Origin of the sequence: Grimontia celer (assembly GCF_900055185.1) — a bacterium.
Taxonomy (GTDB): domain Bacteria; phylum Pseudomonadota; class Gammaproteobacteria; order Enterobacterales; family Vibrionaceae; genus Enterovibrio; species Enterovibrio celer.
The window spans coordinates 2,072,992-2,092,812 of the sequence record NZ_FIZX01000001.1 but is presented as its reverse complement, the minus strand read 5'-3'; the positions used below and the strand labels follow the sequence as shown (position 1 = coordinate 2,092,812).

At 48.9% G+C, this 19,821-nt stretch carries 18 protein-coding genes; 9 read left to right on the top strand and 9 right to left on the bottom strand.

Features of this window, described 5'->3' with window-relative positions:
- The first annotated feature begins 301 nt into the window (after window positions 1-301).
- The 6 genes from GCE9029_RS09185 to menE are packed head-to-tail and all read left to right on the top strand — an operon-like array spanning window position 302 to window position 7,326.
- Window positions 302-1,618 (top strand): isochorismate synthase, encoded by a 1,317-nt coding sequence (locus GCE9029_RS09185; protein ID WP_062662845.1) that lies wholly within the window; start codon window positions 302-304, stop codon window positions 1,616-1,618.
- Window positions 1,615-3,333 carry a 2-succinyl-5-enolpyruvyl-6-hydroxy-3-cyclohexene-1-carboxylic-acid synthase gene (menD, locus tag GCE9029_RS09180; RefSeq protein WP_062662843.1) on the top strand — a complete coding sequence of 573 codons (1,719 nt, stop codon included), beginning with the start codon at window positions 1,615-1,617 and terminating at the stop codon, window positions 3,331-3,333. The genes GCE9029_RS09185 and menD overlap by 4 nt, the downstream gene beginning before the upstream one ends.
- The gene (menH, locus tag GCE9029_RS09175) at window positions 3,317-4,111 is read left to right on the top strand and encodes a 2-succinyl-6-hydroxy-2,4-cyclohexadiene-1-carboxylate synthase (protein ID WP_062662841.1); all 795 of its coding nucleotides are present in this window, start codon (window positions 3,317-3,319) and stop codon (window positions 4,109-4,111) included. The genes menD and menH overlap by 17 nt, the downstream gene beginning before the upstream one ends.
- A 24-nt stretch (window positions 4,112-4,135) precedes the next feature.
- Window positions 4,136-5,002, top strand: a complete 867-nt coding sequence (gene menB, locus GCE9029_RS09170; protein ID WP_002535540.1) for a 1,4-dihydroxy-2-naphthoyl-CoA synthase — start codon at window positions 4,136-4,138, stop codon at window positions 5,000-5,002.
- A gap of 12 nt (window positions 5,003-5,014) precedes the next feature.
- Complete coding sequence (menC, locus tag GCE9029_RS09165; RefSeq protein WP_062662839.1) at window positions 5,015-5,995, top strand: o-succinylbenzoate synthase; 981 nt, start codon at window positions 5,015-5,017, stop codon at window positions 5,993-5,995.
- The gene (gene menE, locus GCE9029_RS09160) at window positions 5,977-7,326 is read left to right on the top strand and encodes an o-succinylbenzoate--CoA ligase (RefSeq protein ID WP_062662837.1); all 1,350 of its coding nucleotides are present in this window, start codon (window positions 5,977-5,979) and stop codon (window positions 7,324-7,326) included. Before menC ends, menE begins: the two co-directional genes overlap by 19 nt.
- Here the strand turns inward: menE and GCE9029_RS09155 are convergent.
- From GCE9029_RS09155 to GCE9029_RS09145, 3 genes are all read right to left on the bottom strand, one after another.
- Window positions 7,317-9,182 carry an MFS transporter gene (locus GCE9029_RS09155; RefSeq protein WP_062662835.1) on the bottom strand — a complete coding sequence of 622 codons (1,866 nt, stop codon included), beginning with the start codon at window positions 9,180-9,182 and terminating at the stop codon, window positions 7,317-7,319. The genes menE and GCE9029_RS09155 overlap by 10 nt on opposite strands.
- 17 nt (window positions 9,183-9,199) lie before the next feature.
- Window positions 9,200-9,799 carry a TetR/AcrR family transcriptional regulator gene (locus GCE9029_RS09150; protein ID WP_062662833.1) on the bottom strand — a complete coding sequence of 200 codons (600 nt, stop codon included), beginning with the start codon at window positions 9,797-9,799 and terminating at the stop codon, window positions 9,200-9,202.
- 121 nt (window positions 9,800-9,920) lie between these two features.
- A complete protein-coding gene (locus tag GCE9029_RS09145) occupies window positions 9,921-10,316 on the bottom strand; it encodes an NINE protein (protein ID WP_062663187.1) in 396 nt (131 codons plus the stop codon).
- 279 nt (window positions 10,317-10,595) lie between these two features.
- On the opposite strand from GCE9029_RS09145, the gene GCE9029_RS09140 reads away from it, so the two are divergent.
- The 3 genes from GCE9029_RS09140 (at window position 10,596) to GCE9029_RS09130 (ending at window position 13,212) form a co-directional block, all read left to right on the top strand.
- A complete protein-coding gene (locus tag GCE9029_RS09140; RefSeq protein WP_062662831.1) occupies window positions 10,596-11,489 on the top strand; it encodes a Tim44 domain-containing protein in 894 nt (297 codons plus the stop codon).
- Window positions 11,490-11,651: 162 nt separating this feature from the next.
- Window positions 11,652-12,839 carry an MFS transporter gene (locus GCE9029_RS09135; RefSeq protein ID WP_368664805.1) on the top strand — a complete coding sequence of 396 codons (1,188 nt, stop codon included), beginning with the start codon at window positions 11,652-11,654 and terminating at the stop codon, window positions 12,837-12,839.
- Window positions 12,840-12,969: 130 nt separating this feature from the next.
- Window positions 12,970-13,212 carry a TIGR02647 family protein gene (locus GCE9029_RS09130; protein ID WP_062662829.1) on the top strand — a complete coding sequence of 81 codons (243 nt, stop codon included), beginning with the start codon at window positions 12,970-12,972 and terminating at the stop codon, window positions 13,210-13,212.
- A gap of 87 nt (window positions 13,213-13,299) precedes the next feature.
- Here the strand turns inward: GCE9029_RS09130 and GCE9029_RS09125 are convergent, their stop codons facing one another.
- From GCE9029_RS09125 to dinG, 6 genes are all read right to left on the bottom strand, one after another.
- Window positions 13,300-14,718: an alanine/glycine:cation symporter family protein gene (locus GCE9029_RS09125; protein ID WP_062662827.1), complete on the bottom strand. Its 1,419-nt coding sequence runs from the start codon at window positions 14,716-14,718 to the stop codon at window positions 13,300-13,302.
- 415 nt (window positions 14,719-15,133) lie between these two features.
- A complete protein-coding gene (gene rsmS / locus GCE9029_RS09120; protein ID WP_046305656.1) occupies window positions 15,134-15,295 on the bottom strand; it encodes a pleiotropic regulatory protein RsmS in 162 nt (53 codons plus the stop codon).
- The gene (locus GCE9029_RS09115) at window positions 15,292-16,212 is read right to left on the bottom strand and encodes a histone deacetylase family protein (RefSeq protein WP_062662825.1); all 921 of its coding nucleotides are present in this window, start codon (window positions 16,210-16,212) and stop codon (window positions 15,292-15,294) included. Before GCE9029_RS09115 ends, rsmS begins: the two co-directional genes overlap by 4 nt.
- 7 nt (window positions 16,213-16,219) lie before the next feature.
- Window positions 16,220-16,768, bottom strand: a complete 549-nt coding sequence (gene priC, locus GCE9029_RS09110) for a primosomal replication protein PriC (RefSeq protein ID WP_062662823.1) — start codon at window positions 16,766-16,768, stop codon at window positions 16,220-16,222.
- A 21-nt stretch (window positions 16,769-16,789) separates the two neighbouring features.
- Window positions 16,790-17,563, bottom strand: coding sequence for a sulfite exporter TauE/SafE family protein (locus GCE9029_RS09105; protein ID WP_062662821.1), 774 nt, complete (start codon window positions 17,561-17,563; stop codon window positions 16,790-16,792).
- Between the two features lie 11 nt (window positions 17,564-17,574).
- Window positions 17,575-19,650, bottom strand: coding sequence for an ATP-dependent DNA helicase DinG (gene dinG / locus GCE9029_RS09100; protein ID WP_062662819.1), 2,076 nt, complete (start codon window positions 19,648-19,650; stop codon window positions 17,575-17,577).
- Window positions 19,651-19,821 lie beyond the last annotated feature (171 nt).

Here is a 19,821-nt window from a genome sequence, read left to right as displayed (position 1 = left end):
AAAGAAGAAATATAAGCAATTAAATCCTTATTTGTTGGAATATTATTCTAGAACATTCGGATTTCATCACAATCAATAAGGTTGTAGAATGGCTTTCCAACAGGAAATTTTATCGAGTTTGTCGTAAATTGGCGGAGCTTGATGCGAAATTAACCGAAGTGATGGTATTTTGCGCATTCGTCATCGCAGGATGTTCTGACAAACACTGAAAAGAAAGTCTTCGCAGCCACGCCATGCAGCATTTGGGTCTCCCAGGGAATCGGACATTACCTTTCAGGTTGTGAGTGTAAGTGAGGTTAGTTTGACCGATTTAAGCCAAGCTATCGCCAGGCTTGTTGAATCCCTGTCGACAGTGTCGCCACTCCCCAAGCAGATCACGCTGCCATTCCAATGGCCTGAGCGTACCGATCCTATCGACTGGCTGCATACCCAGCCATTATTCCCTAAATTCTATTGGCAAACCCGAGACGGTACCGAGCAGGTATTGGCGCTTGGTCAGGTTAAAACCTTTTCCGATCCTGCCTCTGCTGAGCGTCAACTCGTCAAAGGCCAGCGCATTTGGGGCGGACGTTCTTTTGATGGACGTACGGAACGCAACCAGCGTTGCCTTCAGTCTTTCTTTTTCCTGCCACAGATCGAGATGGCTTGCCGAGAAGGTCAGTGGTCCATCACGCTGAATCTTTGTGATGATCTTTTAAAAGTTCGCGCGGCATTATCTAAGCTAATCACTCAATCCCAACGCTTATCTCCCCCGGATTGCGACGTGTTGGCAACCCAGCATCAACCAGAGTTTGACCAATGGTCGGCGATGCTTGGTGATGCGTTGTCGGCGATTGAAACAACCGAACTGCAAAAAGTGGTGCTGGCACGCAAGACAACGCTTGAGCTTGATCGGGCCTTACCCGCAGCCAGCCTGCTTAAAGCTACTGTCGAGATCAATAAGTCCAACTTTCATTTCTTGCTGGCGCTGGATGAAAAGCACTGTTTTGTTGGCTCGACACCAGAGCGCTTATTCTGGCGCAATGACAGCGAACTCTATACTGAAGCTCTTGCAGGTACCATCGGACGTGGAAAAGATGCTGAGGAAGACCTCTCACTGGCGACCTGGCTGCTCAATGACAGCAAAAACATCTATGAGAACCGTTTGGTTGTTGATGATATTACCCAACGACTGAATCCGCATAGCGAACAATTGGATGTTGAAGTCACGCCACACTTAGTGCGTCTTCGTAATGTGCAGCACTTAAAGCGCGATATTGAAGCGAATCTAGTCGCTGATGTACCTTCTTCCACCTTGCTGGATTTATTACAGCCAACCGCTGCGGTGGCAGGTTTACCTCGCGAGAAAGCAGTGGATTTTATCGTTGAGAATGAACCCTTTGTTCGCGGCTGGTACAGCGGCTCAGTGGGGTACCTCAGCCCTGAACAAAGTGAATTCTGCGTGGCTATCCGCAGCGCCCTGATTGTTGATAACAAGGTGCACCTATTTGCGGGCGCAGGCATCGTGCCGGGTTCAGTGGCGGAAAGCGAGTGGAAAGAGCTCGACCGGAAAATGGCGACACTCAGAAACCTGCTAGGCCCTTCGCCCGACAAACACATGGAGAAAAAGGCCGGATGAAGCCTTCAACCATCAACCGTATCTGGGCGCGACTGATTTTGATGTCGCTGCAACGTGCGGGTGTGAAAGACATTTGTATTGCACCCGGCTCGCGTTCAACACCGCTAACGCTGGAAGCGGAAAGACTCCAAAGCCTTGAACCCTCTATTCGTCTACATACCCACTTCGATGAGCGTGGTTTAGGCTTTTTAGCGCTGGGATTGGCGAAAGCTTCTGACAATCCGGTTGCCGTGATTGTCACGTCCGGTACAGCGGTGGCGAATTTGCTGCCAGCTGTAGCAGAAAGCCGTTTAACCCGAGAAAAGCTGGTGCTTCTGACTGCCGATCGTCCGCCTGAGCTTATTCAATGTGGCGCCAATCAGGCAATCAGCCAGCAGGGCATTTTCAGCGAGCACGCAGAAGTGACGAGTTTCCTGCCGTCACCCACAGAACACATTTCGCCAGCTTGGTTATTGTCGATAGTGTCAGAGGGGCTGCATCGTCAGTCAGAGCTGGGCGGGAGCTATCATATCAACTGTCCGTTCCCTGAACCTTTATACGGGGAAATGGAAGACGCTTCGTCCTACCTTGAGCCAGTAAGAACCTGGTTTGAGAACGATGAGCCTTACTTGTCTTTCACTCCTTCACAGGCAGATTTGAGCCAGCCCTTGCGCGATTGGGCTCAGCTCCAGCACCAAAAAGGTGTATTGGTGGTGGGTAAGGCCTCTTTACGTGAGCGCCAAGCCATTGAACTGCTGGCGCAGAAGCTTCAATGGCCTATTCTCTGTGATCCTCAAGCGAGCCAAGGCTCTGCATTCGCAGGCTTTGATGTTTGGTTACAAAACCCCACGTGTGCCGAAGTGCTAAAGCAAGCCGATGTTATCGTTCAGTTTGGCAGCCGTTTGGTATCAAAGCGCCTCGGCCAGTTTATCAAGCAGTTTGAGGGCACCTACTGGTTGGTAGAGAAACACCCAGGAAGGCTGGATCCAAGTCACAGACAAGGTTTGCGCATCAATGCGCCACTGGCGGATGTGGCGCTGGCCTTGACGGAAATGACTCGTGATAACGAACAAGCACATTGGGCTGATGCGTTGGTTGTGGCGAGCCAACAATATTTTGAGCGATTGGTGGCTTTTAACGGTTTGTCTGATGAATCGCTGTCAGAAGTCTCCTTAGCTGCTGACTTCAGCCATTGGCTTTCGAAAGAGAGCGACCTCTTTATTGGAAACAGCATGGCAATCCGCCTGTTGGACATGTGCACTCAACTGCCAGAAAAAGCCGTGTTTGCCAATCGCGGTGCATCGGGTATCGATGGTCTGATTGCAACCGCTTCAGGCGTTCAGCGCGAAAGACAGCGTCCGATGGTGATGTTGATGGGCGACACTTCCGCACTCTACGACCTCAACAGCCTCGCGTTACTGGCAAACAACCCGCAGCCATTTGCGCTGATCATCATTAACAATGATGGCGGTGGCATTTTCGATATGTTACCGGTGCCGGATGCGAACAAAGAAACCTTCTATCGCATGCCGCATGGCATCGATTTCTCCCACGCAGCGACGATGTTCGGGCTTAATTATGTGTGCCCTTCATCACTGGAATCCGCGCGAGCACAATGCATCGATGCGCAGTCGGCGCTGGGAACGACGGTGATTGAGCTCAAGGTTGGGGCGGGCGAGTGCGGCAAGGCACTTAAAGCGCTGTTTGGTGAAATTGCCAATGCAGAACTGCTCTGAAAGATTGAATTATTCCCTCCAAGGGCAGGCAGACAAACCTGCCCTTGTTTTCCTTCATGGCCTACTTGGCGATCATAGGGATTGGCAACCTGTCATTGATGAGCTTTCCAAAGAGTATCTGTGTCTGGCTATCGACTTGCCGGGACACGGTGGTAGCCAACATATCGAAGTGGTCGGCTTTGAAGATACCTGCATCAAAGTAATAGCAACGATCAGCGAGACATTGTCTTCACCTTTTTGGCTGGTGGGCTATTCGCTGGGCGCACGCATTGCTATGTACCTCGCCACTCACTGCTCTAGCTCTCTGAAGGTAGTCAGCGCACCTTTTGCTGGGCTAATTATCGAAAATGGGCATCCAGGTTTACCTGAACCCGAGAAAGCGGCGAGGCGTGAACATGATGAAAAATGGGCGGTGCGTTTTGAAAATGAGCCCATTGTTGATGTGCTTCAAGATTGGTACCAACAACCTGTATTTTCCTCACTAAATCATGCGCAAAGACAAAGTTTGATCGATAAGCGCAGTGATAACCTCGGTACAAAAGTGGCAAGTATGCTGCGTGCTACATCCTTATCCCAACAGGATTTTCTGGGCGAATTGCTTAGAACGTTGCCAGCAAAGGTGCACTATCTGTGTGGAGAGAAGGACAATAAGTTTCTGGCATTGGCGATGCATTCGGGGCTGTCTTATTCCATTGTCCCAGACGCCGGTCACAACATTCATGCAGAGCAGCCTTTGCTGTATTGCCAGTCGATTAAGCGGCTGATTGAACCTAATTAACTTAATGATTTAGATGGTAATGCTATGGCTAGAACAACAGGTTTAACCGAACAGGAACTGTATGCACCAGTGGTGTGGAATGATTGCTCTGAAGGCTATGAAGATATCCTTTTTGAAAAATCGGAAGACGGTATCGCGCGAATCACTATCAACCGTCCTGAAGTGCGTAATGCATTCCGCCCTCAAACCGTGAAAGAGATGATTAAAGCGCTGGCTGATGCACGCTACGACGAAAAAGTGGGTGTGATCGTGCTGCGTGGGCAGGGTGAACATGCGTTCTGTTCTGGTGGTGACCAGAAGATCCGTGGCGACTACGGCGGTTACCGTGACGATGAAGGCACACACCACTTGAATGTACTCGATTTCCAACGCCAAATCCGTACCTGTCCTAAGCCTGTGATTGCCTCTGTGGCAGGATACGCTGTGGGTGGTGGTCATGTGCTCCACATGATGTGTGACCTGACAATCGCAGCAGACAACGCGCAATTTGGTCAGACTGGCCCAAAAGTCGGCTCTTTCGACGGCGGTTGGGGCGCATCTTACATGGCGCGTATTGTGGGTCAGAAGAAAGCCCGCGAGATCTGGTTCCTTTGCCGTTTCTACGATGCACAGGAAGCAGTGGATATGGGGCTGGTTAACCACGTTGTCCCTTACGCAGAGCTTGAGCGTGAAACTGCTCGTTGGTGTCGTGAAGTGCTTCAGCACAGCCCTATGGCGCTGCGCTGCCTGAAAGCGGCACTGAATGCTGACTGTGATGGTCAGGCGGGTCTGCAAGAGCTGGCGGGTAACGCGACCATGTTGTTCTACATGACCGAAGAAGGTCAGGAAGGCCGCAACGCTTTCAATGAGAAACGTCGCCCAGACTTCGACAAATTCCCACGTAACCCATAACAGGGCGGGAAGATGAAGCACGCAACGCTTTACCGTTATTCGTTGCCGATGGACAGTGGTGTGATTTTGCGTCACACCCGTTTGGCGCAGCGAGATGGCTTGATTGTCGAACTTAAAGATGGTGATAAATCTGGCCGAGGCGAAATTGCGCCTTTGCCTGAGTTCAGCGCTGAAACCATCGAGCAAGCACAAACTCAGATTGAGCTTTGTTTAGCGCAGTGGCTGGAAGGCGGCGAAATAGATTGGGACGCGCTCTATCCATCCGTCGCTTTTGGTTTGTCCGTTGCACTGGCAGAGCTTGATGGTGAAATCCCAGCTGAAGGTAATTTCCTCGCTGCGCCCTTGTGTAGCGGCGATCCGGATGAGCTGGTTGAAAAGCTCGCTGAATTGCCGGGCGAGAAAGTGGCGAAAATTAAAGTGGGTCTTTATGAGCCTATTCGCGATGGCATGGTAGTGAATATGTTTCTGGAAATCCTTCCGGACTTGCGTCTTCGACTGGATGCCAACCGTCAGTGGACGCCAGCAAAAGCAGCACAGTTTGCCAATTATGTGAATCCCGCTTTCCGTTCCCGCATCGCCTTTTTGGAAGAGCCTTGCCAGGCGCCAGTGCAAAGCCTCGCTTTCAGTGAAGAAACCGGCATTGCCATTGCGTGGGATGAAACACTGCGCGATGAAGGCTTTTCGTTAGAATGTGAAACCGGGTTGTCTGCAATCGTGATTAAACCCACTTTAGTGGGCTCACTTCAAACAGTGAAAGCACTGGTTGAACAAGCACATACCATGGGGTTGGAAGTGGTGATCAGCTCCAGTATTGAATCCAGTTTTGGCCTCAATACACTGGCGCGCATCGCTCACTGGCTAACACCGGAAACCGTACCGGGGCTCGATACGGTCTCATTGTTTGGTGAACAATTAGAGCTGGCTTGGCCAGGCTGTGAGTTAGCATTGAAAACCCTGACTGACTGTGAAGTGGTATGGCGGGCACACCAATAAGCTTCGACACTTGGCCCTGGCTTTACTGGGGTGAGGTTAAACCCCAGCATACTGCTTTATTTCTGGAAGGCGAGGCTATTAGCTGGCAGCGCCTTGTTTCAGATATTAGCAATATCCCAATACTGCCTAAGCCGAAGAGTCGCTACGTAGCCATCCTCTCTCAAAATGATTACCAAACTCTTTTGGTTATCCTTGCTGCCTGGCAACAAGGCTTGAAAACGCTGCTGATCAATCCGGCATTCTCTCCAGCACTCCAGAAAGAAGTACTCGAGAAAGCGGGGATTGAGATGGTTATCGATCCGCGCGTCGTTTTTCCTTCGAGTGAATGGCCGCAGTCTAATGTGATGCCATTTGATACCCAAGATATTCTGACCCTTGTGCTGACTTCCGGCTCGACGGGGACACCCAAAGCGGTCACTCACAATGCTAACGCCCATTTGGCGAGTGCCAGCGGATTGTTTTCACTGTTGCCATTTAGTGAGAGTGATTGCTGGCTTCTTTCCCTGCCGTTATTTCATGTTTCCGGTCTTGCCATTATCTGGCGGTGGTTACAACGCGGGGCAGCGCTGAAGATTGCAGACACCAAAGGTGACGCATTGCGCTCAGCTTTGGAAGGTGTGACACACGCTTCCTTGGTACCGATGCAATTGCAGCGATTGCTGCAAGGAGAGCGTCCTGCTTCGTTGACATCCGTACTTTTGGGCGGTGCAGTTATCCCTCAAGCGCTGGTGGATGAAGCCGAAGCAAAAGGTATTGGCTGTTGGTGTGGTTATGGGATGACAGAAATGGCATCGACCATCACGGCAAAACGGGCGGATGGATGCTTCTCAGTAGGTCGTCCGCTTCCGCATCGCGAACTTATGTTTTCCAGCCTTGGGGAAATCATGGTGAAAGGAGACACCCTTTCATCGGGTTACCTGATTGGCGGAATGTTGGAGCCTTTGTCGGACGGATGGTTTGCGACTAAAGATAAAGGTGAATGGGTAGAAGGCGAGCTTCGTATTCTTGGCCGCTTGGATAACATGTTTATCTGTGGCGGCGAAAATGTGCAGCCGGAGAGTATTGAAAGGGTGCTTTCTGGCTTTGAAGGGATTGAGCAACTGTTTATATTGCCTGTTGCGGATGACAAATGGGGACAGGTTCCTGTTGCGTTGGTGATGGGCAATGTTAATCAAGGTAATTTTCTGGCTTATGCAAAGTCGTTGCTGCCGCCTCATCAGGTGCCTAAAGCCGCATACTCGATTCCGAAGCATTTGCTAGACGGCGGGATTAAAATCTCCCGCCGCGCGTTAGCTGATTGGCTGGCTAACGAAAAGCTGGCTCAACGATAATCGCCTCTTAACGTTTTCACATCACTGAACAATCGTTCACATCTTGCATCTTGTGGCTGAACCGGACTTCCTGCCTCGACTTCCACTTTTGACCAAAACCGCTTGGGTAATTTAAGCAGCGCACGACCACCTTCACGGCTGAAATAACTTCCCCATAAACCTTTCAAAGCCATAGGTATCACAGGAACTGGTGACTGCTTCAAGATTAGATCTATTCCACGTTTGAAAGGCTGCATGTCACCATCAGACGTGAGCTGACCTTCAGGGAAAATACACACTACTTCGCCGTCGCTTAACTGATTTTTCACTTGCTTGAGTGCACAACGTATTGAGCCACTGGTGAGCTTGATAGGAATAACGCGGCTGGCTCGGAAGAAATAATTCAGCACTGGTAGATGGTAGTAATCTTCGTCCATCACAAAACGAATGGGGCGCGGACAAGCGCCTGCCAGAATCAAGGCATCGACATAGCTGACATGGTTACATACCAGCAATGCGCCACCTTCTTTTGGAATGTTTTGGAGATTCTTGTGTGTCACGCGATAGAAACTGTGGCTCAAGAACCAAATAACAAAGCGTAAAGCAAACAGTGGTACCTGCTTACCGACATACAGGGTGACAACAAGATTCAGCAGGGCGAGTACCAGGAAAAATTCAGGGATGCTGATGCCCACAGCACCCAGAAGAACCATGGCGAGAATGGCACTGGTCACCATAAACAGAGCGTTATAAATGTTGTTAGCGGCGATAACCTGTGAGCGCTCACTATCTTCTGAGCGTGCCTGCATCATGGAATACAGAGGAACAATAAAGATACCACCGAAGATGCCGATCAAGAGTAAATCAATAAACACCCACCACAGTGATGGGTCGGCAACAAATTCTACAAAGCTTGCAGCAGTTGAAGGCGCAGCAGGCGTCGAGAACATCAGGTGGATACCAAAAATGGTTAAACCCAGTGCACCAATCGGTACAATGCCAGGCTCAATACGATGGCCTGAAAGCTTGTCACAAAGCAAAGAGCCAACGGCAATACCGACGGAGAAGAGTGTCAGTAGGAAGGAAACGGTCGCTTCATTGCCACCAAGGTGAAGCTTGGCGTAATTGGGGAATTGCGTGAGATAGCTGGCACCGAGAAACCAGAACCAACTGATCCCGAGAATTGACTGAAGTACCACTTTGTCTTTTCGGGCAATCGCCAGCGTGGTTTTCATCTGCCGGATAGGAGAGAAACTGATTTTGAGAGAAGGGTTGCCGGCAGCTACCTCAGGAATAGAACGGGCGCTCAAATAACCCAGCACTGCAAATACCACCACTGAGATAGCAGCAATATCTCGCGCTCCATCCATATTCGCGATAACCCCGGCCACCATGGTGCCAAGTAAAATCGCTAGGAATGTACCGGTTTCAACCAAAGCATTGCCCGAAACCAGTTCCTGAGGTTTGAGGGTTTGAGGCAGTAAGGCGTATTTCACAGGGCCAAAGAATGCAGATTGCGTACCCATCAAGAAAAGAAGGACTAAAAGCGCCATGTAGCTTTCGTAGATGAAGGCAATGGCAGCGAGGCTCATAATGCCGATTTCCAGTAACTTCACGCCGCGGATAAATTGGGATTTCTCGAATTTATCCGCAAGTTCTCCGGCAAAAGCAGAGAAGAGAAAAAAGGGGAGAATAAATAGGCCAGCAGCAAGGTTGATAAAAAGATCAGTACTTATCCCGATTACACCTGGGCCAGCAAAGGCAACGAGGATCAACAAGACATTCTTGTAGACATTGTCGTTAAACGCGCCGAGTGCTTGGGTGATAAAGTAAGGCAGAAAACGTCGCTGTTTCAGAAGCCCGGTTTGGCTTGTCATCCTTTCCTTCCCGGCTCCTAAGCGTCTATCCAGCTCTTGAGGTAGCCTGTCAGCAGATTATCGATAAGCTCTGCGCCATTGACCGGCACTGAGGTGAAGAATTTGTCGTCAACTGCCAGCAGGGTTATGCCATGAACACCTGCCCAGAGAACGCGGCTTGCTTCCACAACTTCCTCATCACTTTTGGTTGGAGAAAGTCGCTTAAGTAGGCTTTCCAGCATGCCTGTCATGCTCTGGATACGATCGCTTTGCCAGTCAGGCAGTCGGTCTCCCTTCATGCTGTGTTCAAAAACTAACTGCCAGCGGTAGGGGTTCTGAGATGCAAATTCGAGGTATAGGTGCGCGAGGGCAAACAGTGCATCGCGGCAGTTTGAGGTACCTGTTAACTTTTGCTGTGCCTGATTACGCAAGTCATCTAGCGTTCGAGCAACAACATGCAGTAGCAGGATATTGTAGCTGCCAAACACATTGACCAAGGTGCTGGGTACATAACCGATTTGAGCAGCGACTTTTCGCAAACTCAGGTCATGATATGGCTGGGTGTTTAAGTACTCTTCAACGCAGTTAAGCGTCATTTCTACCAGCTCTTCGCGGCTATGGTCGTTCCTGCGTGCCATTACTTCTACTGCAAATAGTGAACAATGTTCGATATTTTAGGAGTGGGGTTGGGAAAGGGCAAGTTATGTGCCTCTCAGTTTAGCTAAATGCCAACAACTGAGAGGCTTTGAAAGCAAAAGCTTAGCTGAAACGTTCTGCGTTTTTGATAGAAACCTGATCGTTAAGTGTCCAAAAATCGTAAATCACGCCAATGATGAAGAAGCCGCCAGTGAATAGGTAGATGATGCCAGTTACCCATTTACCCATATACATACGGTGAATACCGAAGATGCCAAGGAAGGTCAGCAATATCCACGCAACCGAGTAATCGACTTGTCCACTGTTGAAACGCAGGTCAGCTTCGCGATCCATTGATGGGATCAGAAACAGGTCAATTAACCAGCCAATACCCAGTAACCCGAGCGTAAAGAGCCAGATGGTACCTGTCACAGGCTTACCGTAATAAAAACGGTGTGCACCGAGAAAACCGAAGATCCATAAAATGTACCCAACGGTTTTACTGTGTGTATCGTTCATCGCATCAACCTTTAATTGTTTTCTCTCTGTGAATATGGACTGCATTGTAGGGCAGTCGTTCCCTTAAGAGCTCTATCCCCTCAAAGGTTTACCGCATTTTTATTAAAAAGTCGCCAAAAGGAGAAATCTAGCTCGCAGTTACGTATTGCTGTTTAAGCAAAATTTAAACGATTGGTAACATTTTCGCCTGCAACAGGGTTTGACTTTCCGTGCTGCTGACATAGCATGAAGTTACCTTACGCTTGTTGCGTTATTTGACATTGAAACAAAAGGTTTGCAATGAAACGCTTTTTTACTCTGTTCGCGCTGATGTTCGTGATGGTGGTATCTGCACCACATGCTGAGGCGAAGAAGTTCGGTGGCGGTAAGTCTTTCGGCAAAAGCTTTAAGACGGCACCTGCATCAAAATCACAACCAACCAACACTAATTCCATCAATAAGCAAAACGATCCTGCGTCTGCAGCCAAGTCGTCTTCTAAGAAAGGCTTGATGGGCGGTTTGCTGGGTGGTCTGCTAGCTGGTGGACTGATCGCAGCCATGCTGGGTGGTGCATTTGAAGGCTTCCAAATCATGGATTTCCTCATCATCGCGCTGATCGCATTCGTGCTGTTCAAGATTTTCAAGAGCCTGATGGCGGCGAAGAACGGTTCGATGAACCGACCGCAACAACAGGCTTACGCTGGTGGTCAAGAGCCGCAAAACAAAGGCTACTACCACGAGCAACAGCAGCCACAGTTCCGCGAGTCAGCGGCGACATCTTCGACGGGTGGTTTTGGTGCAGTAAATAACGATGTACCGTTTAACTTCCCGCCAAACTTCGACATGGCTGGATTTGTAAACGGTGCGCGTGAGCACTACCGCATTCTGCAAGGTGCATGGAACCACAACCAGCTTGAAACTATCCAGGAATACGTGACGCCTGAGCTGTATAACGACCTGTCTGAAGAGCGCCGTAAACTGGAAGGCGAGCAGCACACTGAAGTCATGTATGTGGACGCGGAAATCGTGCGCGCTGATTACGACAGCAAACGCGCGCAGCTCAGTCTGCAATTCAGTGGTCGCTACACGGACCGTCAGGAAGGTGTTGAAGAGGACATTACTGATATCTGGCACCTTGAGCGTGATATGACACAACCGAACGCGTCTTGGTTGATTGTTGGTATTCAAGCGTAAAGTATTCGCAAACATTCCCCCTAATCAAGAGCAGCCCAAGTGGCTGCTCTTTTTTTGTTCATGATTTTTGAACAATGACTTCAACGATTCCCGTTAGCTTATTTGTTGATTCGCAGTTACATTGGCTGAAACGACTTCAAATAAATATCGAGAAACAACAACGTGGAACGCTTTAGAACTCCCGCCCATCTTCTTATCGCAATGGCTTTTATCATGGCTATGGCGTTTTCTGTCTGGAACGTATTACTCAACAATTTTGTGGTAGAAAAAGCCGCGTTTACCGGTAAAGAAATCGGCATGCTGCAAAGTTTGCGTGAAGTCCCTGGTTTCCTGGCGTTCACCGCGATTTACCTCTTATTGTTTATTAAAGAGCAGCGCTTTGCCTTGCTGTTTCTGGCGGTGATGTGTCTCGGCGTTGCCGTGACAGGTTGGTTTCCAACGGTATGGGGGTTGTATTTGACCACGATTGTGATGTCGATTGGCTTTCACTATTTCGAAACCGTTAATCAGTCACTGACTTTACAGTGGATAGATAAAGACAAAAGCGCGCACTTTATGGGGCAAGTTCTGGCTTGGAAGGGGGCGGCAAGCCTTGTCGCTTATGCCGCCGTTTGGCTGTTAATGGAGTGGATGGCGGTCAGCTATAACATCGTGTATATGCTCTTTGGCTTCGTCAGTTTGGCAGCAGTACTTGTTCTGTGGACAATATTTCCTTCCTTTGAAAGCCCACACGTTCAGACCCGAAAGCTGATTCTTCGCAAAAGATATTGGCTTTATTACGGCCTGACTTTCCTCAGTGGTGCCCGTCGTCAGATCTTTATCGTTTTTGCCGGCTTCATGATGGTTGAGAAGTTTGGGTATTCCGTGGGTGATGTCAGTCTGCTATTTATCATCAACTACCTATTCAACATGCTGTTTGCAGCCAAAATTGGTGCTTGGATTGGCAGAGTGGGCGAGCGACGCGCCCTGACCGTGGAGTACGTCGGATTAGCGTGTGTGTTTACCGGGTATGCCTTTGTGGAAAGTGCAACGATGGCGGGTGTGTTATACGTGGTGGACCACCTGTTCTTTGCCATGGCGATCGCGATTAAAACCTACTTCCAGAAGATTGCTGACCCGGAAGACATTGCATCTACGGCGGGTGTGAGTTTTACCATTAATCATATTGCGGCAGTAGTGATTCCTGCGGCTTTGGGTGTGGTGTGGTTGTACTCACCAACAACGGTCTTCTTAGTCGGTACTGGCCTCGCTTTGGGGTCGCTGACTTTGTCGAGAATGGTACCTTTGGCACCAGAATCCGGTAATGAAGTCAGTTTCTTAGGCCGAAAACGGGCTCAGGATGTGGCATGATTCAAACTTTTATCGATTAGTGGTAGCTTGATAGCGCTCATCGATGAGTTCTTGATCTCGGCACAAATTCTATGTGGCACGACCAACTATATTCAAGGGTAACGAAACACGGATAAATGTTGGAGGCGCTATGCCATTTACGTCTGAACTGGTCGACGAAATGAACGTCCTGGTGAAGTTTTCTCGTTCTTCTGATCTCATGGGTATCAAGGTTCACAGCGATGCGGATCCTGTTCTTGTGGCTGCAACAGAACGCCTTTATGACAAAAAGCTGATCACGGCAAAAGACGGTGGTTACTTAACTTCGATTGGTCGAGATGCGGTTGAGCATGCAAAAGAAGCACTGCGCATTTTAAGGTCACACCCTGAATAAACCAGAATGCACTTAAAAAGGAAGGGAGCCCATCGGCTCCCTTTTTTGATGTTGTATTTTTTGGGTCTGTTGACCTTTGTTATTCGATTACCAAACGTCTTTGTCGATCTGCTTGTCCAGTGTCGGGAACTTGGTGCGGTCGAACGTCGGCTTTTTGCCTTCTTTACGCTGGGTTTCATAGTCTTTGAGCAGCGCAAACACGATGCCAGACAGCGCAAGAATTGCCACAAGGTTGATGAGAGCCATCATACCCATTGACAGGTCTGCAAATGCCCAAACCGTTGGTAAGTCAACAACAGCGCCGATCACTACCATTGCTAGAACAGCAACACGGTAGACATTGATGGCCTTTTTGCTTTTGAAGATGTACTCGATGTTTGATTCACCGTACGAGTAGTTGGCAATCAGTGAGGTGAATGCAAACAGCAGGATGGCGATAGCAATAAAGCCTGCACCCCAAGCACCCACTTCTTCAACCAGAGCCGCCTGAGTCAGCGCAATACCGGTGACGCCGCTGTCAGTGTCCAGCATACCCGATAGCAGGATAATAGATGCGGTCGCGGTACAGATAACGATGGTATCGATAAACACACCCAGCATTTGCACATAACCTTGTGCCACTGGGTGGTTAGGGCGTGTAGTTGCCGTTGCTGCTGCGTTAGGTGCGGAACCCATACCTGCTTCGTTTGAGAATAGACCGCGTTTGATACCTTGCATCATGGCTGCACCAATCGCACCGCCTGCTGCTTGCTCGAAGCCAAGCGCGCTGCCGATGATGGTGCCGAAAACGTCTGGAAGCAGTGTGATGTTGATGCCGATAACGTAGAATGCAACAACGAGGTAACCAATCGCCATAAATGGCACAATCAGCTCAGCTACTTTGGCGACAGAACGCATACCACCAAAGATAATAGGTGCCGTTGCCAGCGCTAGAATTACACCTACCCAAGTGTTATCAGTGCCGAAAGCTGTGTTCATCGCTGCGGCGATAGAGTTTGACTGTACGCCGTTGAATGCCAGACCAAACGCGACTATCAAACAGATAGCAAAGGCGATGCCCAACCAACGCTGACCCAAGCCCTTCTCAATGTAGTAGGCTGGACCACCGCGGAAGGTGTTGTCTTTGTGATTGATTTTGTATGCCTGTGCCAGTGTAGATTCCACAAAGCTGGTAGACATACCGACCAGTGCAGTAATCCACATCCAGAACACTGCGCCAGGGCCACCAAGGTAAATCGCCACGGCAACACCTGCCATGTTACCTGTACCTACGCGGGCTGCGAGACTGGTGCTGAATGCCTGGAATGATGAGATACCACCATCGGCGCCTTCACGGCTACCTTTGATGAGCTCAAACATGTGCCCGAAAGAGCGGAATTGGAGGAAACCGGTGCGGAAAGTGAAGTAAAGACCAGCGCCGATCAAAAGGTAAATAAGCACGCTTCCCCACAACAAGCCATTTCCGGCGTCGACAAAGGAAACGAATAGTTCTTTTAGTTCCGTCATATACAAACTCTACTGTCGTCAAATTTAAAATGGCAGTTGAGTGAGAAGGAGGAGACAAGGGATCTGAAACTTCCTTTTCAGCTCTCTGCCTCGGACAAATAACTTGTCCTGGCGACGCTTCCGTGCAGAGATTCCAGCCAGCAGATTTGCGCTTCGATTGCGCTACTTACAAATCCTTTTGAGCATGATCTGTGGCCGCTTTTTGCTCACTTGACGTCAAGATAAGCAAATAAAGCGGCGGGATAATACTCCAAATTTGATCTTCTAGCATCTGTAAATTTCACTAAAAGATTAAATGTTAGGCAAATAGTTTAATAAAAGGATGTTTTTACAACATTATTTACTATCAAAGTTAACATTTTCTAAGGGGGGATCTGGCCGCTTAATCGAGGGAGTTAGAAGACGTTACTGAAAGTTAATCGTTTGCTTTCGATACTTTTCGTTCAAGGTCCGATCTGACGATCTCCAGTGCTTTTAATGCTGTTTCAGGATCGACCTCATTGCTTTCCAAAAGGTAGATTAAATCAACAGCAAGTTTGATTTCATCAGGGGCATTATCCAGTCCTGATTGACTCATAATTCTTTACTCCAATTTGGGAAATAGATATTGAATGCTGCTTTTATCAATTCGGCATGAAGCGGAACCAAAGCGCTCTGTTCTGTACGATATCCGCCGCCGATAACAGCAGCGATAGGAACGCCGTGTTGGTGACAAGCTTCCATAACAGCTTTATCTCTCTCAGCGATGCCGTGTTGGCAAACATTCATATAGCCAAGTTCATCATCTACATGAATATCAACGCCCGCATCATATATCACCATGTCGGGCTGGTGTTGGGCGATAGCAAGGGTTAGCACAGGCACGAACTCAGAAAGGTAAGTGTCTGACTCGACACCTATAGGCATGGGAATATCAATATCCGAGTCTGGCTTTCGTGATGGGAAGTTTTTGTCACAGTGCACCGAAAGGGTAATGATGTCTTCCCTCTCTTGAGCGAGTGTCGCCGTGCCATCGCCATGATGAACATCGCAATCGACGATAAGTACCTTTTCTATGCCGGGATAAGAAAGTGCATGGTCAGATGCCAGAATTAAATCATTGAAAAGGCAAAAGCCACTGCCAAAGTCTTTATGCGAGTGATGGTATCCACCAGTAAGGTGAACAGCGACACCGTGCTCAATCGCTTTATCGACGGTGAGAGTGGTTCCTCCTAGTGATGTTAGGCTACGTTGTATTAATGCTTCACTCCAGGGGAAGCCAATTCTTCGCATTTTTACTAAAGGCAAAGAACCACTGACCAATGCATCAACATAGTCTTTATCATGGAAGCGTTTCAGATTTTCCGGCTCAAGGTGTGTTGGCTGAAACGTCGTTACTGGCCAGCCCAACTTATCAATGTGCTCTTTGAGCAGCCGGTATTTTTGCAGCGGATACCTGTGACCATCAGGCAATGGAAAGTCAGAATAGATCGGATGGTAAACAATAGGCAGCATGAAAACTTCAGCCTTTACGCTCACGGAAAGAAATACGGGATTCGATTTTTTGTCTGGCTTCACGACAGCGTGATAGGCGCTTTTCAAGTGCGAGCAACTGCTTCTGGGCTTGTTGCTGTTCAGCAAAGCTTGCGTATTGCCCCAGTTTGGCCTCAGCATCGCGAATCATATCTTCCAGTCTTCTTTCCCATCCCTGGTGCTGTGCTAGATCCTGGTAGAGTTGACTGATGGAAGCGCCGGTTTTCGGAGCCAAGGCTTTTTCTTGCTGTCGTATAGCCAATGTAGCCATTTCACGCTGAAGCGCACCGATTTGATTTACCAGCTTTTCGCATAGGTGTTCGGCACGCATAGCTGAAAGGCGTCCGCTTGCCTGCTCGCGTTCAATGGTATCAACGACACTTTTGGCTTCCGACACACAGGGTGTGAGCAGCCTTGCCAGGCAAGAGAACAGGCGTTCATCGAACAACGGCTTTGCACTTTCGCCGCGCTTACGGTCGATCTCCGCTGCGCGGTTTGCCAGCGTTTGAAGCTCGGCTCTGAGGGATGATAAATCCATAGCTCTTAATACCTATTGGGCTTAAAGCCAAGCGTCGATGGCCAGCTTAACGGATAGAACCACGACCACAGTAACAAACACAGGGCGAATAAACTTAGCGCCAAACTTAATAGCAGAATGTGCGCCGATGTAAGCACCTACCATCAGGCAGACACCCATAGTCAGCCCAAGCGCCCAGTTCACATGACCCAAAATGATAAAGGTAACGAGTGATGTGATGTTGCTGACAAAATTCATCGCTTTGGCCAAACCTGACGAAAGTAGAATATTCATTTTATACATCGACATCGAAGACACGGTCCAGAATGCGCCGGTTCCTGGCCCTGCAACCCCATCATAGAACCCCAACGTGAGCCCTTGGCCCCACTGTTTTTCTTTTAGGTGGAGTTCATCCTTCGGCAGATTATGGTTTTCCGTTTTTGGTTGGCGATGCCAGATGGTGTAGGCAGCAGTTGCCAGTACTACAAGCGGCAGGGCTTTTTCGAGCCACTCGGTGGAAATATAGTCCACGACCAAAGTACCCAAAATTGCGCCAATGAAAGTGGCGATAAAGGCATGAATCCAAAATGAGGGCGAAAATAGCTTTTTCCGGTAATAGGTAAACGCAGCCGTCGAAGAGGCAAAAGTCGCTGACAGCTTATTGGTACCTAATGCGATATGCGGGGGTAAACCAATGGAAAGCAAGGCAGGAACCATTAACATGCCACCGCCACCGGCAACTGCATCAATAAAACCCGCAGCAAAGGCGACCATTCCCAAAATAACAAGGGTATTTGGATCAAGAAGTTCGAGCATTCTTATTTTTCTTAGTGTTCGATAACACGCTTAAAGGGAGGGAATGAATCCAACAAGGCTTTTCCATAACGCCTTGTAACAACTCGTCTGTCTAGCAAAACGACTCTACCAGAGTCCTGTTCTTTGCGCAGCAGTCTACCGGCTGATTGAACGAGCTTTTTACTGGCTTCCGGTACAGAAATTTGAATGAATGCATTGCCGCCTTTCCGTTCAAGATATTCGGCATGGGCTTCTTCCACGGGAGAGGTAGGCACTGCAAACGGAATTTTGGTGATGATGAGGTTGGTCAGCTGTTCTCCGGGCAAATCGAGGCCTTCAGAAAAGCTGCCTGTTCCGAAAAGGATGCTGATCTGGCCTTTCTCACAACACGTGCGGTGCGCTTCTAGTATAGAGGTGCGTGATGCTTCTCCCTGCACATGAAGGTGCCAGCCAAGTTTTTTGATATCGGCACGCATCTTTTCCGCGACTTGATTCATCTGCCAATAAGAGGAAAACAGCACCAGAGTTGCCGTTTCTCCTTCTATGTACTCCATCAATATATCGGGAAGGTGACTGGTGAACTTCTCGTCTTGCGGTTCACAAGGCATGGCTGGAACCACCAGACGTGCGTTTTCCTGGTAATTGAACGGGGAGGGTAGTGCAAGAAACTTGGTGCCATCATTTTCGTCCAGCCCTACCTGACGACAAAAATACGTAAATGAGTTCAAAGCACGTAACGTGGCGGACAACAGACAGACTCCAGCTGCTCGTGACCAAAGCAGTTGGTCTAGTCGCCAACCGATCTCCAACGGTGATACATGAACTATAAGATCAGATTCGCGTTCGGGACATTTTTGGATCCACCTCGCCAGTGGCGCACCTTTATCTGAATTGGGTTGTGCCATCAGTGTCCACACTTTTTCAAGGTTTTCCAAACGCTGTAAAAAGAAGGCGGACTCGGCAAGAAGCGGTTCGGCAAGTCTGGACGCGAGCTCTCCATCTTTTACACGTTCTGAGATGAGATCATTGAGCTTGGCGAGAGACTGATTAGCTTTTTTTGCCGCTTTTTGCATTTCTTTAGATTCGAGATGCAAGGCTTCCGGCAATTCGCCGTCTGCAAAGCGATAAATACCATCATTATTCAGTGGGTATCCAATCAACATGTCGCGGATGCCTCGAAGCCCGGGAATAAGCACTTGGATTCCTGACTGCAACGCATCTAAGAAACGGCCACTGCGTTTGATGTCGCCTCCGTTGGCAATTTTGGAAGCACTTTGGTTGAGTTTTTCCAGCCAGGAAGCTGCGCCTACTAAACTTGCTGATGCAGCGGAGAAGTCACGGGCTACGGTCGGCAAATGGTGTGCTTCGTCAATCATATAGAGGGCATGCTCTGGGTCAGGCAGGATAACACCACCCCCCAGTTCTAAGTCCGCCATCAGTAAACTGTGGTTAGCAACAACGACATCGGCTTTGTCCAGATGTTCGCGGGCCTTTGCGAACGGGCAGTTGCGGTGAGCAGCTAATCCTGAATGGCATGTGTGTTTATCTGAAACGATGGTTTGCCAGAGGTGGTCAGGAATACTCTTAGGCCAAGCATCCCTGTCGCCGTTCCACTTACCGCGCGAATAGGCTTCATACATGGTGTTAACCATATCAATATCTGTTTTTTTAGGTTTCTCAGTAAACAGCGCTTGTTGTCCATGGCCTTCCGCACTGGCTGCTGCGGCTAACTTTTCGCCACAGCAATAACGCTGACGACCTTTGGCCAAAACAAAACTGAATTCTCGTGGAACGACGCGGCGAAAGAGAGGCAGATCTTTCTCTATTAACTGCTCTTGTAATGCGACAGTGGCCGTCGAAACTACGACCTTTTTATTGTTATTCAGTGCGTATGAAATGGAACCCATCAAGTAAGCCATTGACTTACCAATGCCTGTCCCCGCCTCGGCAACTAAAATGCGTCTTTTGGGATTGTATTCCCCCGCAAGTGTCTTAGCGATTTCTGCAACGAGGTAATTTTGCGCTTTTCTTGGAATAAAATTCTGTAATTGCGCCTTCAAATTCTCGTAGCTGGAGCGGATGTCTTTTTTGGTTGATGGGCTAAGCATGATTGTCACAGTTTGGGTTCTAGAACCGCAGTATATCACGCGTGGAGAATGTGAAAGAGTTCAAGTATTCGATCATTCATTCTGAAATATGCGATTTGGATCACGAATATCAATTGAACTAATATTAGCTATCACTATGAAATCCAAAGGGAATGCCATTCACTGCATAGA

Bases quoted from the DNA above. Each gene is read 5' to 3' on its own strand.
- menD (WP_062662843.1), top strand. From the start codon at position 1,615: ATGAAGCCTTCAACCATCAACCGTATCTGGGCGCGACTGATTTTGATG.
- menH (WP_062662841.1), top strand. From the start codon at position 3,317: ATGCAGAACTGCTCTGAAAGATTGAATTATTCCCTCCAAGGGCAGGCA.
- menB (WP_002535540.1), top strand. From the start codon at position 4,136: ATGGCTAGAACAACAGGTTTAACCGAACAGGAACTGTATGCACCAGTG.
- menC (WP_062662839.1), top strand. From the start codon at position 5,015: ATGAAGCACGCAACGCTTTACCGTTATTCGTTGCCGATGGACAGTGGT.
- menE (WP_062662837.1), top strand. From the start codon at position 5,977: ATGGCGGGCACACCAATAAGCTTCGACACTTGGCCCTGGCTTTACTGG.
- GCE9029_RS09155 (WP_062662835.1), bottom strand. From the start codon at position 9,182: ATGACAAGCCAAACCGGGCTTCTGAAACAGCGACGTTTTCTGCCTTAC.
- GCE9029_RS09150 (WP_062662833.1), bottom strand. From the start codon at position 9,799: ATGGCACGCAGGAACGACCATAGCCGCGAAGAGCTGGTAGAAATGACG.
- GCE9029_RS09145 (WP_062663187.1), bottom strand. From the start codon at position 10,316: ATGAACGATACACACAGTAAAACCGTTGGGTACATTTTATGGATCTTC.
- GCE9029_RS09140 (WP_062662831.1), top strand. From the start codon at position 10,596: ATGAAACGCTTTTTTACTCTGTTCGCGCTGATGTTCGTGATGGTGGTA.
- GCE9029_RS09130 (WP_062662829.1), top strand. From the start codon at position 12,970: ATGCCATTTACGTCTGAACTGGTCGACGAAATGAACGTCCTGGTGAAG.
- GCE9029_RS09125 (WP_062662827.1), bottom strand. From the start codon at position 14,718: ATGACGGAACTAAAAGAACTATTCGTTTCCTTTGTCGACGCCGGAAAT.
- rsmS (WP_046305656.1), bottom strand. From the start codon at position 15,295: ATGAGTCAATCAGGACTGGATAATGCCCCTGATGAAATCAAACTTGCT.
- GCE9029_RS09115 (WP_062662825.1), bottom strand. From the start codon at position 16,212: ATGCTGCCTATTGTTTACCATCCGATCTATTCTGACTTTCCATTGCCT.
- priC (WP_062662823.1), bottom strand. From the start codon at position 16,768: ATGGATTTATCATCCCTCAGAGCCGAGCTTCAAACGCTGGCAAACCGC.
- GCE9029_RS09105 (WP_062662821.1), bottom strand. From the start codon at position 17,563: ATGCTCGAACTTCTTGATCCAAATACCCTTGTTATTTTGGGAATGGTC.
- dinG (WP_062662819.1), bottom strand. From the start codon at position 19,650: ATGCTTAGCCCATCAACCAAAAAAGACATCCGCTCCAGCTACGAGAAT.